9 protein-coding genes are annotated in these 13855 nt (G+C 48.3%); all 9 read right to left on the bottom strand.

What is annotated here, in order from left to right:
- Window positions 1-17 precede the first annotated feature (17 nt).
- The 9 genes from fusA to rplK all read right to left on the bottom strand — a co-directional run bounded on the left by fusA (window position 18) and on the right by rplK (window position 13825).
- Complete coding sequence (gene fusA, locus F1E05_RS02485) at window positions 18-2114, bottom strand: elongation factor G (RefSeq protein ID WP_150046446.1); 2097 nt, start codon at window positions 2112-2114, stop codon at window positions 18-20.
- A 32-nt stretch (window positions 2115-2146) separates the two neighbouring features.
- Entirely contained in the window at window positions 2147-2617 is a 471-nt protein-coding gene (gene rpsG / locus F1E05_RS02480) for a 30S ribosomal protein S7 (protein ID WP_150046444.1), read from the bottom strand.
- 17 nt (window positions 2618-2634) lie between these two features.
- Entirely contained in the window at window positions 2635-3009 is a 375-nt protein-coding gene (gene rpsL, locus F1E05_RS02475; protein WP_013820393.1) for a 30S ribosomal protein S12, read from the bottom strand.
- Window positions 3010-3142: 133 nt separating this feature from the next.
- Window positions 3143-7342 carry a DNA-directed RNA polymerase subunit beta' gene (gene rpoC / locus F1E05_RS02470; RefSeq protein WP_150051744.1) on the bottom strand — a complete coding sequence of 1400 codons (4200 nt, stop codon included), beginning with the start codon at window positions 7340-7342 and terminating at the stop codon, window positions 3143-3145.
- A gap of 74 nt (window positions 7343-7416) precedes the next feature.
- Window positions 7417-11493, bottom strand: a complete 4077-nt coding sequence (gene rpoB / locus F1E05_RS02465) for a DNA-directed RNA polymerase subunit beta (RefSeq protein ID WP_150046442.1) — start codon at window positions 11491-11493, stop codon at window positions 7417-7419.
- Window positions 11494-11618: 125 nt separating this feature from the next.
- Window positions 11619-11987: a 50S ribosomal protein L7/L12 gene (gene rplL / locus F1E05_RS02460; RefSeq protein WP_150046440.1), complete on the bottom strand. Its 369-nt coding sequence runs from the start codon at window positions 11985-11987 to the stop codon at window positions 11619-11621.
- 45 nt (window positions 11988-12032) lie between these two features.
- Window positions 12033-12527: a 50S ribosomal protein L10 gene (rplJ, locus tag F1E05_RS02455; protein WP_150046438.1), complete on the bottom strand. Its 495-nt coding sequence runs from the start codon at window positions 12525-12527 to the stop codon at window positions 12033-12035.
- 171 nt (window positions 12528-12698) lie between these two features.
- Entirely contained in the window at window positions 12699-13394 is a 696-nt protein-coding gene (gene rplA / locus F1E05_RS02450; protein ID WP_150046437.1) for a 50S ribosomal protein L1, read from the bottom strand.
- Window positions 13394-13825, bottom strand: coding sequence for a 50S ribosomal protein L11 (rplK, locus tag F1E05_RS02445; RefSeq protein ID WP_150046435.1), 432 nt, complete (start codon window positions 13823-13825; stop codon window positions 13394-13396). The genes rplA and rplK overlap by 1 nt, the downstream gene beginning before the upstream one ends.
- Window positions 13826-13855: the final 30 nt, after the last annotated feature.

The following is a 13855-nucleotide window of genomic DNA, read 5'->3' as shown; positions in this document are numbered from 1 at the left end:
CTAAAATTTACCAATAGTCAAAACATTTTTTTAATGATCGCATTAGCGACGTTTACAGGCGCTTCGTTGTATTTTTCGAAATGCATGCTGTACGTGGCACGCCCCTGCGTCGCGGATCGCAGGTCAGTGGCGTAACCGAACATTTCCGCCAGCGGAACTTCGGCCTCTATTGACTTACCGGCCAAAACATCATTCATACCGTGAATGATTCCGCGTCGTCTGTTTAAATCGCCTACCACGTCTCCCATGTATTCATCTGGGGTTACAACTTCTACTTTCATCAACGGCTCCAGAAGAACCGGCCGAGCGGCTTCAGCCCCCTCTTTAAAAGCCATCGACCCGGCAATTCTGAACGCCATTTCGTTCGAATCGACTTCGTGGTACGACCCGTCTATTAAACTCGCCTTTACATCCACCACAGGAAAGCCGGCTATTATGCCATTTTCCATTTGCTCCTGGATACCTTTATCAATAGCCGGAATAAATTCTTTCGGAATTACCCCCCCCGCTATCTCGCTAAAGAATGAATAACCTTCTCCGCGTAATTTTGGTTCAAGCCGGATAACCACATGGCCATACTGTCCTTTGCCACCAGTCTGCCTGATAAATTTCCCTTCGCATTGCACTGCATCACTTATCGTTTCCCGGTAAGCAACCTGAGGAGCACCAACATTTGCAGCGACGCCGAATTCGCGTCTTAATCGATCTACAATGATCTCTAAGTGCAACTCCCCCATCCCTGAAATAATAATTTGCCCTGATTCCGCGTCTATAGCCACTCTAAACGACGGATCTTCTTGAGCAAGCCTAGCCAATGCCGCACCTAATTTATCTTCATCCGCTTTAGTTTTAGCTTCCAGGGCTATCGCAATAACCGGCTCAGGAAATTCCATTTTTTCCAGCAAAATCGGGGCATCCATAGCGCAAAACGAATCCCCGGTCACAACATCTTTCAGCCCGATCGCCGCAGCGATATCGCCCGCCCGAACCTCCGAGATTTCCTCCCGGCTATTTGCATGCATCTGGACAAGCCGACCAATTCGCTCTCTCTTGCCTTTCGTAGCATTAAGCACCACTTCGCCAGCCTTTAGAACCCCAGAGTACACCCTGACAAACGTCAAAATACCCACAAATGGGTCTGAGGCAATCTTAAATGCCAGCGCAGCAAAAGGCTGCTCGTCATCCGCTTTTCTGACAACAGGCACAGTCGAGTCTGTTGAAACACCGCCAACAGGAGGTAAGTCAGCGGGTGAAGGTAAAAAATCCAACACTCCATCAAGGAGACACTGTATACCTTTGTTTTTAAAGGCTGCACCACAATACACCGGCACAATCCCTCCTTTCAAAACCCTTGATCTAATTCCTTCTTTGATTTCGAGCTCGGATAACACTCCCTCTTCAAGGTATTTTTCCGTAAACCCCTCATTTGCCTCAGCCGCCAGCTCTACTAAGCGCTCCCTGTATTCTTGAGCGGACTTCATTAACCCTTCAGGTATATCGGACTCTTTAGGATCGACTCCCAAATCTTCTTCACCCCAATAGATAGACCTCATCTTTATTAAGTCAATCACACCAGAAAAAGACTCTTCCGCACCTATCGGCAGCTGCATCACCGCAGCAACCGCACCTAACCGATTCTCTATCTGCTCGACGACACGCAAAAAATCCGCACCAACTCTGTCCATCTTATTGACGAACGCCAGTCGCGGAACATGATATTTATCGGCCTGACGCCATACCGCCTCGGATTGCGGCTCTACCCCACCTACGGCACAGAAAACAGCGCACGCCCCATCTAATACACGTAAAGATCTTTCAACTTCGATCGTAAAATCAACATGCCCGGGCGTGTCTATAATATTTATCCGATGAACAGGGCGTTGCTTATCCATCCCAGACCAAAAACATGTAGTAGCGGCAGATGTGATTGTGATTCCACGCTCTTGCTCTTGCTCCATCCAATCCATGGTTGCCGCACCATCGTGGACTTCCCCAATCTTGTGGGAAACGCCCGTATAAAACAATATTCTTTCAGTAGTCGTCGTTTTACCCGCATCAATATGGGCCATTATCCCTATGTTGCGATAGCGCTCTATAGGGGTCTGCCTAGCCATTGGTTTACTCCCTCAAATCAACGATGAACTAATTACCAACGGTAATGAGCAAACGCTTTATTGGCTTCAGCCATTCTATGGGTATCTTCCCTCTTTTTAGCCGCCGCACCACGCCCTTCGGACGCATCCAGTAATTCTCCGGCCAACTTTGCCGCCATCGTTCTTTCGTTACGCTTTCGCGCCGCATCGATCAGCCACCGCATGGACAGTGCCACCCTGCGAGCAGGGCGCACCTCAACAGGCACCTGGTATGTAGCGCCACCAACTCGGCGGGACTTAACCTCTACCCTTGGCTGAACGTTTTCCAATGCCTTAGCCACCAACTCCAAAGATTCTTTATGCCCCTTAGCCTCAATTACATCCAGAGCACCATAAACAATTTTTTCAGCAACGGATTTTTTACCATCTTGCATAATCATGTTCATGAATTTTGATAGCATTTCACTACTGAAACGCGGATCCGGATTAATTGTGCGCTTGGCCGCCACCCTTCTTCTTGACATTTGCCGTTAACCTTTCTTTATTTCTTAGGTCTCTTCGCCCCATACTTGGAACGACCGCATTTTCTATCTTTAACACCCGATGTATCCAAACTACCTCTCACTACGTGATAGCGCACACCCGGCAAATCCTTTACCCTGCCACCACGAATCAAGACCACTGAGTGCTCCTGTAAGTTATGCCCCTCGCCGCCGATATAACTACTAACCTCAGCACCATTGGTCAATCTAACCCTAGCAACTTTTCTCAGTGCGGAATTGGGCTTTTTAGGCGTTGTAGTATATACACGCGTACAGACTCCGCGTCTTTGAGGGCACGCCTCCAAAGCGGGAACATTGGTTTTTTCTATTTTTTTCGCACGAGGCTTACGGACCAACTGATTGATCGTGGCCATTATTTACTCCGATACAATTGTTTTGCTACGGAGCCCGCTTATTGCGGGCTCACTCGTCAATCATGCCAACCTATTTCAGGTAAGCTGATCATGTTACCTTTTAGTTAGACATCGGTCAAGCATTTATTACGTATTACTCAATATTCAACGCTTGCTTTAATGCTTCCTCGACATCGACAGCTTCAGCAGCACTCATAGAGGATTCCGATTCAGCTGCTGCATCGCCTTTTCTTTGTTTCCGACGCTGTTCGTGATAGGCCAAACCTGTCCCCGCTGGAATTAACCGTCCGACAATGACGTTTTCTTTCAAACCGCTCAAGTTGTCGCTGATCCCTCTTACCGCCGCATCCGTTAACACACGAGTGGTCTCCTGGAACGAGGCCGCGGAAATAAACGATTCGGTTGCTAAAGAAGCTTTAGTAATACCAAGCAGCAACGACTCGTAACTTGCCGGAATACGCCCTTCTTTTTCAACCTTCTCGTTAACTGCGTTCAACAACGTCCTTTCAACCTGCTCACCTTTAACAAAATCCGTGTCGCCGGATGCAGTAATTTCTACTTTGCGCAACATTTGGCGGATTATCGCTTCGATATGCTTATCGTTGATTTTCACACCTTGCAAGCGATAAACGTCTTGAATTTCCTTGACCAGATAGTCCGCGAGCTCTTCGACGCCCCTTAAACGTAAAATATCGTGTGGTGTCAGTTCGCCTTCAGCAATTGTTTCCCCTTTCTCGACAAACTCCCCCTCAAACACCGTAATATGCCGCCATTTAGGGATTAAGGTTTCATGCTGCTCCCCGTCAGCATCGGTAATAATGACGCGCTGCTTTCCTTTGGTTTCCTTCCCGAAGGAAACCATACCGGTCGCCTCTGCCAAAATAGCCGGGTCTTTTGTTTTTCTTGCCTCAAACAAATCGGCTACTCGCGGCAAGCCACCGGTAATATCGCGGGTTTTACTGGACTCTTGCGGAATCCGAGCCAGTACGTCACCAACTTTTACCTCCGCACCATCTTTTACGCCCACGATTGCGCCGGCCGGTAAAAAATATTGTGCTGGAATGTCGGTACCCGGCAAACTGATCAATCCACCATTTTCATCGATCAAACGCACCATAGGGCGAAGCTCCTTACCGGCGGAACTCCTTTGCTTAGGATCGGTAACCACCCGCGAGGTCAAGCCTGTCACCTCATCCGATTGCTCCTGAACGGTTACCCCGTCAATAAAGTCATGAAGCTGAACGACCCCGTCCACTTCGGTGATTACCGGATGGGTGTGCGGATCCCAATTAACGATAATATCTCCAGCTTTAACTTCGCTTCCGTCCTCAATCGATAAAACCGCACCGTAAGGAATCTTATAGCGCTCGCGTTCCCGTCCGTAATCATCCATGACCCCGACTTCCCCGGATCTAGACACCGCGACCAAATGGTTTTCGCGGTTTTTAACAGTCTTCAAATTGCTCAATTTAACGTTACCCGCCGACTTAACTTGAACATTACTGATCGCTGCAGACCTTGACGCGGCACCGCCGATATGGAAGGTTCTCATGGTCAATTGAGTTCCGGGCTCGCCGATCGACTGTGCAGCGACGACACCGACAGCCTCTCCACTATTCACCAAATGCCCGCGTCCCAAATCGCGGCCATAACATTTGGCACATACTCCGTGACGCGATTGACAAGTAATCACCGAACGCACCACCATCTTATCGATACCATTTTCTTCCAGGACCGATACCAAATTTTCATCGATCATCGTACCGGCTGGAATTAACACCTTATCGCTACCCGGATCGGTAACATCCAAAGCCGCAACCCGACCCAATACCCTTTCCACTAACGGCTCGACGACGTCTCCTCCCTCGATGATAGGCATCATGGTTAGGCCGTTTTCGGTTCCGCAATCATATTCTGCAATGACTAAGTCTTGCGCCACGTCGACTAATCGACGCGTCAGATAGCCTGAGTTTGCGGTTTTCAGAGCCGTATCGGCCAAACCTTTCCGTGCGCCATGGGTCGAGATGAAATATTGCAGTACGTCCAGGCCTTCGCGGAAATTCGCGGTAATAGGCGTTTCGATAATTGAACCGTCCGGCTTGGCCATCAATCCACGCATACCCGCTAATTGCCTTATTTGCGCTGCCGAACCCCTAGCGCCCGACTCCGCCATCATGAATATAGAGTTGAACGACTTTTGTTTGACTGTCTTACCGGCTGAATCGATTGCATCTTCTTCACCCAAGCCTTCCATCATCACTTTGGCAACTTGGTCATTCGCGCGCGACCATATATCCACTACCTTGTTGTAACGCTCGCCGTCGGTAACCAAACCGGACGCATATTGATTTTGAATTTCGCTGACTTCCCCTTCGGCCGCACGAATGATATCGGCCTTTTTAGCGGGAATTTCCATATCTTCTATACCGAACGAGACGCCTGCCCGGGTAGCGTATTTGAAACCCAAGTACATGATTTTGTCGGCCAAAATCACCGTATCTTTGATTCCGAGATAACGATAACAATAGTTAATCAAGCGCGAAATATTTTTCTTAGTCATATCCACGTTGACTAACTCGAACGGCATACCGTCCGGAACGATGTTCCAAATAAGCGCTCGTCCTACCGTCGTCTTTCTTCTAGTGGTTGTCTCTTCAAGTTCGCCGTCGGAATTTTTTGTTTTCTCGGTGATTCGAACTTCAATTTTACTTTGTAATTCAATGACCTTGTTGTCTAGTGCGATACCTACCTCGGCAAGATCGGAAAAAATGCTGCCTTCGCCTTTTGCGTTAACTTTTTCCCGGCTGATGTAGTAAAGACCCAATACCACGTCTTGTGAGGGGTTGATTACCGGCTCACCGTTTGCCGGAGACAAAATGTTATTGGTCGCCATCATCAGGGTGCGCGCCTCCAGCTGCGCTTCCACTGACAACGGAATATGTACGGCCATCTGGTCTCCGTCGAAATCGGCGTTAAAGGCGCTACATACTAAAGGATGCAACTGAATGGCCTTGCCCTCAATCAAAGTCGGTTCGAACGCCTGAATACCCAGCCTGTGCAAGGTTGGCGCACGGTTCAGTAGTACCGGATGCTCTCTAATCACTTCTTCGAGAATATCCCATACTTCGGCGCCTTCGCGCTCGACCATTTTCTTTGCCGCTTTGATGGTGGTTGCCAAACCGCGCATTTGCAGTTTGCTGAAGATGAACGGCTTGAACAATTCCAACGCCATTTTTTTCGGCAACCCGCATTGATGCAACCGCAGCGTCGGACCAACCACGATTACCGAGCGCCCTGAGTAATCCACCCGTTTGCCGAGCAAGTTTTGCCGGAAGCGCCCTTGTTTGCCCTTGATCATATCCGCCAAGGATTTTAACGGCCGTCTATTGCTTCCGGTAATCGCACGGCCGCGGCGGCCATTATCCAGCAGTGCATCCACTGCTTCTTGCAGCATGCGTTTTTCGTTGCGAACGATGATATCCGGGGCGTTTAAATCCAACAACCGCGTCAAGCGATTGTTACGATTGATGACCCGTCTATATAAGTCGTTCAAATCCGAAGTCGCGAAACGCCCCCCGTCTAAGGGTACCAATGGACGCAGTTCAGGCGGCAACACCGGCAAAACATGCATAATCATCCATTCCGGCCGATTGTTAGAGGCGAGCAACGAATCGATGACTTTTAAGCGTTTTGAAAATTTCTTGATTTTGGTATCGGAGGAAGTCGAATTGATTTCCTCCCTTAAATTATTGATTTCTTCTTTTAAATCGATGGATTTCAATAAATCGTAAATAGCCTCGGCGCCCATTTTTGCGACGAAATCATCGCCGTGTTCTTCCACCGCGTTCATATACTCTTCGTCGGACAATAATTGCCCTTTCTCCAACGGCGACATGCCCGGATCGGTGACTACGAACGTCTCGAAATACAACACTCTTTCGATGGAACGTAGTGTCATATCCAGTAACAGCGCGATTCTGGAAGGCAAAGATTTCAAAAACCAGATATGTGCGACCGGGCTAGCTAATTCGATGTGCCCCATCCGTTCGCGACGTACTTTTGACAAGGTAACTTCTACGCCGCACTTTTCGCAAATTACCCCACGGTGTTTCAGGCGTTTATATTTACCGCACAAGCACTCGTAATCGCTAATCGGCCCGAAGATTTTTGCGCAAAACAACCCATCGCGCTCCGGTTTGAAGGTCCTGTAATTGATCGTTTCCGGTTTTTTGACTTCGCCGTAAGACCATGAGCGAATCATATCAGGAGAAGCCAAACCGATTCTTATCGTGTCAAAATCATCGGAGCGGTTTTGTCGTTTCAAAAAATTCATTAAATCTTTCAAGAGCGTACCCTCTTTTTATGTAAATCGATAATGTCCAGTGTTTAGTCGTCCCAAGCGTGGGATCATTCCTGTTCCATTTCGATATTGACTCCCAGCGAACGTATTTCTTTGACCAACACGTTGAATGATTCCGGCATTCCGGCTTCCATCGTATGGTTGCCGTCGACGATATTCTTGTACATTCGAGTTCTACCGGTAACGTCGTCCGATTTGACCGTCAGCATTTCTTGCAGCGTATAAGCGGCACCGTATGCTTCCAATGCCCAAACTTCCATCTCACCGAAGCGCTGGCCGCCGAACTGGGCTTTGCCGCCGAGTGGCTGCTGCGTGACCAGACTGTAAGGCCCGGTTGAACGCGCATGCATTTTGTCGTCCACCAAATGATTTAATTTCAGCATATACATATATCCGACAGTAACCTCCCTCTCGAACCTTTCGCCGGTCAAGCCGTCGTACAAAACGGTCTGGCCATGTTCAGGCAAGTCGGCCAAGCTCAACATGCTGCGAATGTCTTCTTCGGAAGCGCCGTCGAATACCGGTGTTGCCATCGGCACGCCTTCGGTCAAATTAGATGCCAAATCTAGAATTTCGGCGTCGGACAAGCCGGCTAAATCTTCTTTTCTACCGCTGCAGTTATAAATTTTTTCCAAAAGCTCCCTAACTTCTATCACCTTGGCTTGCGCCTCCAACATCTTGCCGATCTTGATACCCAATCCTTTCGCCGCCCATCCCAAATGGGTTTCCAGTACTTGCCCTACGTTCATCCGCGAGGGTACACCCAGTGGATTCAACACGATATCGATGGTAGTACCGTCGGCCGTATAGGGCATATCTTCGATCGGAACGATCTGCGAAATGACCCCTTTGTTTCCATGGCGTCCCGCCATTTTATCGCCCGGCTGGATGCGCTTTTTGACCGCCAAATACACTTTGACCATTTTCAACACACCCGGCGCCAAGTCGTCGCCCATGGTGATTTTTTTCTTTTTCTGCTCGAAACGTTCGTCGAATTGTTTACGTTGTTGCTCGACTTGTTCTGCAATCGTCTCCAGATAAACATTGACGTCTTCGTCTTGAGACCTAATTTTAAGCAGTTCGGAATTCGTCAAGCCGTTCATATAGGCTTCAACGATTTCTTCGCCTTTTTTCAGACCGTTCGGTCCCTTTTCCGCCTTTTTACCTTTCAGAGTTGCTTTAACCCTGGCAAAAATGTCGTGCTCGACGATTTTTAATTGGTCGTCCAGATCTTTACGGTAACGTCTGATTTCGGCGTCTTCGATCTCCAACGCCCGTTTATCTTTTTTAACGCCGTCGCGGGTGAATACCTGAACATCGATCACGGTTCCCCGCACGTTATTAGGCACTCGCAACGAGGTATCTTTCACGTCTGCGGCCTTTTCGCCGAAAATCGCTCTTAGCAGCTTTTCTTCCGGAGTCAGTTGCGTCTCGCCTTTCGGGGTAACTTTACCGACGAGAATGTCACCGCCTTTCACTTCCGCTCCAACGTAAACGATGCCGGACTCGTCAAGTTTCGATAGCGCTTCTTCACTGACGTTCGGAATATCGGCGGTAATCTCCTCGGGACTATGCTTGGTCTCTCGAGCGACGCACGTTTTCTCTTCTATATGAATAGTGGTGAATCTATCTTCTTTCACCACCCGTTCCGACACCAAAATGGAATCTTCAAAGTTATAACCGTTCCAAGGCATAAACGCGATCAGCATATTTTGCCCAAGCGCCAACTCACCCAAGTCCGTCGACGGACCATCCGCCAGAATATCGCCTTTGTTGACGATATCGCCCAACTTAACTAGCGGCTTTTGATTGATGCAGGTGTTTTGGTTCGAACGGGTGTATTTGATCAAATTGTAAATATCGACACCCGGAACGCCGGCAACGGTTTCTTCGTCGTTTACTCGCACCACGATTCTGGCGGCATCGACCGCTTCGATTCTACCGCCGCGCGTTGCAACGACAGTTACACCGGAGTCCTTGGCAACAACACGCTCCATACCCGTGCCAACCAGCGGTTTTTCCGCACGCAATGTCGGTACCGCTTGGCGCTGCATGTTGGAGCCCATCAACGCCCGGTTCGCGTCATCATGCTCTAAAAACGGAATGATCGATGCCGCGACCGAGACGATTTGCTTTGAAGAGACGTCCATGTATTGCACAGTATCGGAAGACGCCAAGGTAAACTCGTCTTTATAACGGCAAGAAACCAAACCTTCGATCAATTTGCCGTTGTCGTCTACCGCTACGCTGGATTGCGCAATGACATATTCGCCCTCTTCAATGGCAGAGATGTAATCGACTTGATCCGTTACAACACCGTTAACAACTTTGCGGTACGGCGTTTCTAAAAAGCCGTATTCGTTAGTGCGCGCGTACACGGCCAGAGAGTTGATCAAACCGATGTTCGGCCCCTCCGGGGTTTCAATCGGACATACCCGACCGTAATGAGTGGTATGAACGTCCCTGACCTCGAATCCGGCCCGCTCTCTGGCTAAACCGCCCGGTCCCAGCGCAGATACGCGGCGCTTGTGAGTAACTTGAGACAACGGATTGTTTTGGTCCATGAACTGCGATAACTGACTGGAACCGAAGAACTCCTTCACTGCCGCCGAAACCGGTTTGGCATTGATAATTTCTTGCGGCATCAAACCTTCGGAGTCCGCAAGCGTTAGGCGTTCCCGCACGGCGCGCTCAACGCGGACCAAACCGATCCGGAATTGGTTTTCTATCATTTCTCCAACCGAGCGTACCCGGCGGTTACCCAAATGATCGATATCGTCTACTGTTCCGTTGCCGTTACGAATTTTGATCAATTCCTTTAAAACATCAATGATGTCTTCTTTGCTTAACGTGCCTTGACCTTCGATTTCTTCACGGCCCAAGCGACGGTTGAATTTCATTCTGCCGACAGCGGACAAGTCGTAACGCTCGTCGGTGAAAAATAAATTTTCGAATAAGTTTTCCGCGGACTCTACGGTAGGCGGCTCGCCCGGACGCATCATCCGGTAGATTTCGACTAATGCTTCCAGACGATTCGTCGTGGTATCCAAACGCATGGCGTTTGAAATATACGGACCGCGATCTAAGTCATTGACATACAAGGTATTAATTTCTTTAACGTCGTTGTCAATTAATTTCTGCAACAGGGATTCGGTCAATTCGTCGTTGACGTTTGCTACCAATTCGCCAGTCGATTTATCAACGACGTTGTGTCCCAAAATTTTTCCATAAAGATAATCTTTAGGCACTTCTATTTCGGTGACGTTGGCCTTTTCAAGCTGGCGTACGTGTTTTGCGGTAATCCGCCGCCCTTCCTCGATCAAAACCTTCCCATCGTGCTTGATATCGAATACCGCCATCTCGCCTCGCAAGCGCTCCGGTTTGACGTGAAACATAAAACGATTCGGGGCCAATGAAAATTTATTGGTGTCGAAGAAAATATTAATCATCTCTTCGTTGTCGTAGCCCAACGCACGCAACAATATGGTCGCCGGAATTTTTCGACGGCGGTCTATTCGCACATAAACGGCATCCTTGTGGTCGAATTCAAAGTCTAACCATGAGCCGCGGTAAGGTATTACCCGTGCATTGAACAATAATTTCCCGGATGAGTGAGTCTTGCCTTTGTCGTGATCAAAAAACACTCCGGGCGAACGGTGCAATTGCGACACGATGACGCGTTCGGTGCCATTAATGACGAAGGTACCGTTCTCCGTCATCAACGGCAATTCACCCATGTAAACTTCCTGTTCGCGAATGTCCTTCACGACTTTGGTGTTAGCCGGCGCGTCTTTGTCGTAGATAACCAAACGAACTAATACCCGTAACGGTGCGGAAAATGTCGCGCCTCTTTGCTGGCATTCTCTTACGTCGAAAGCAGGTTCCCCTAAACGGTATTTTACGTACTCAAGCACTGCGTACCCGGAATGACTCACCACCGGAAAAACGCTGGAAAACGCCGCGTGTAACCCTTGATTTTTTCGTTTTTCCGGCTGTACGCCTAGTTGCAGGAAGCTGGCATACGAATCGATCTGCGTTGCCAACAGATAAGGCACATCCAGAACTTCACTGCCTTTTCCAAAATTGTTACGAATGCGCTTTTTTTCGGTAAAAGAATAGGCCATATTGCTTCTATACCTTCTTCGTCAGAGATGATTGATACTGCCCGTCTTACAAGCAGTAAAAGGCCGACGGTAAAATACCGTCAGCCCGGCTTGGTGGGCTTGCGCCCGATGAGCAAACAAATTGCTTATTTGATTTCGCAGGTAGCGCCCGCTTCTTCGAGTTCTTTTTTCGCAGCTTCAGCTTCAGCTTTGCTGACAGCTTCTTTCAAAGTAGTCGGAGCGCCTTCTACCGCATCCTTGGCTTCCTTCAGTCCCAAACCGGTTAAACCGCGAACGGCTTTAATTACTGCTACTTTATTCTCGCCGAAACCGGTCAAAATGACATCAAACTCGGTTTGTTCTTCGACAACTGCAGCCGCTGCAGGTGCGGCCACAGCGACTGCGGCAGCTGCAGATACACCAAATTTTTCTTCCATCGCCGATATTAAATCAACGATTTCCATCACAGTCATGTTTGCAACTGTTTCCAAGATATCTTCTTTCGAAATTGCCATTCTAAATTCCTCGTATATTTTGAGCTTTATCAGTTAATCGTGAGTTTACGCCGCTTCTTTTTCGTCTCTGATCGCAGCCAAGGTGCGTGCCAGTTTTTCCACCGGTGCTTTCATGACAGACATCAGCATGCTGATACCTTGATCGCGTGTCGGCAATCTCGCCAATCGTTCCAACTCGGAGCCGTCAAATGCTTGACCGTTAATTGCAACGACTTTCGCAATCAGCTTGTTATGCTCTTTTGCAAAATCGTGTACCAATCGCGCCGCACAACCTGGATCTTCCAACGAAAAGGCCAGAATAAGCGGCCCGGTTAAACCGTCTTGCATGCATTCAAATTCGGTCCCAACCACTGCGCGTTTTGCCAGTGTGTTTTTTACCACCCTCAAATACACGCCTGTTTCCCGGGCTGTTTTGCGCAATTTAGTCAATTCGGAAACGGTTAAGCCGCGATATTCGGCCGCAACCGCCGAAAGCGCTTTTCCTGCTACTTCTGCAACTTCCTCTACGACAACTTTTTTGCCATCTAAATTGAGTGCCACATCTATCTCCTGTATCGTCTGACTTTCATCAGCACTGCAAATGCATCTAATAGATGCCCCTTCACGGTACTCTTTCCAATCCTTTAGTTCGAGCTTCCGTCTACGTAGGATATTAAGCTTCCGCACCTACGGTCTTTGACGGTTACCGATTTGCCGGCAACCCAAAGTTTTTTAAATCTCGATGCTAGTTTGATCGATCCACAATCCAGGTCCCATCGTGGACGACAACGAAATTTTCTTTAAATACACGCCTTTCGCCGCGGTAGGCTTCGCTTTTTTCAAATCTGTAATCAAAAATTCCAGATTTTGTTTGATGGCAGTCTCGTCGAAAGAGACTTTGCCAATGGAACAATGAATGATGCCGGCTTTATCGGTTCTGTATCTAACTTGTCCGGATTTGGCATTCTTTACGGCTGTAGCGACATCGGGCGTTACAGTTCCCACTTTAGGGTTAGGCATTAAGCCTCTTGGACCTAAAATTTGACCCAACTGGCCGACGACTCTCATAGCATCCGGAGAGGCAATAACGACGTCAAAATTGATTTCGCCGCGCTTTACTTGCTCAGCCAAGTCGTCCATGCCTACTAAGTCGGCGCCTGCTTCTTTTGCTGCGTCGGCATTAGGCCCCTGGGTAAACACCGCTACACGTACGGTTTTACCCGTACCATTGGGCAATACCGATGCACCTCGAACGTTTTGATCGGATTTTCTTGGATCGACGCCCAAATTGACGCTTACATCAATCGACTCGTCAAATTTGACATTTGCGAATTCTTTCAATATCGAAATGGCTTCAGATACTGAATATTGTTTGCTTCTAACCACTTTGGCTTTAATTGCCTGTGTTTTTTTACTAAATTTAGCCATTACAATCCCTCCACGTTCAAGCCCATACTGCGAGCGCTGCCCGCAATAATTTTGACTGCCGACTCTAAATTTGCAGCATTCAAGTCTTCCATTTTTGTTTTGGCGATTTCTTCCAACTGCGCCCGCGTTACGGTGCCGACTTTGTTGGAGTTAGGCTTACTGCTACCACTCTTGATGCCTGCGGCTTTTTTCAACAAAATAGATGCGGGTGGAGTTTTGGTAATAAAAGTAAAACTTTTATCACTATAAACAGTAATAACGACAGGTAAAGGCAAACCTTTCTCGACTTCCTGGGTTCTAGCATTGAAGGCTTTACAGAACTCCATGATATTGACGCCACGTTGGCCCAAAGCAGGACCAACCGGAGGACTAGGGTTAGCCTCGCCTGCTTTTACCTGCAATTTAATATATGAATCGATTTTTTTAGCCATTTTTAGCTCCTATTCGGGTACTAACGCTTT

This window comes from Methylomonas rhizoryzae, assembly GCF_008632455.1.
GTDB lineage: Bacteria > Pseudomonadota > Gammaproteobacteria > Methylococcales > Methylomonadaceae > Methylomonas > Methylomonas rhizoryzae.
This window is presented reverse-complemented; position numbering and strand designations above follow the sequence as displayed.

What these genes read in the sequence shown, in the direction of transcription:
- rpoC (WP_150051744.1), bottom strand. Translation starts at nt 7,342, where the DNA reads ATGAATTTTTTGAAACGACAAAACCGCTCCGATGATTTTGACACGATA.
- rplA (WP_150046437.1), bottom strand. Translation starts at nt 13,394, where the DNA reads ATGGCTAAATTTAGTAAAAAAACACAGGCAATTAAAGCCAAAGTGGTT.
- rpsL (WP_013820393.1), bottom strand. Translation starts at nt 3,009, where the DNA reads ATGGCCACGATCAATCAGTTGGTCCGTAAGCCTCGTGCGAAAAAAATA.
- fusA (WP_150046446.1), bottom strand. Translation starts at nt 2,114, where the DNA reads ATGGCTAGGCAGACCCCTATAGAGCGCTATCGCAACATAGGGATAATG.
- rplL (WP_150046440.1), bottom strand. Translation starts at nt 11,987, where the DNA reads ATGGCAATTTCGAAAGAAGATATCTTGGAAACAGTTGCAAACATGACT.
- rplK (WP_150046435.1), bottom strand. Translation starts at nt 13,825, where the DNA reads ATGGCTAAAAAAATCGATTCATATATTAAATTGCAGGTAAAAGCAGGC.
- rpsG (WP_150046444.1), bottom strand. Translation starts at nt 2,617, where the DNA reads ATGTCAAGAAGAAGGGTGGCGGCCAAGCGCACAATTAATCCGGATCCG.
- rpoB (WP_150046442.1), bottom strand. Translation starts at nt 11,493, where the DNA reads ATGGCCTATTCTTTTACCGAAAAAAAGCGCATTCGTAACAATTTTGGA.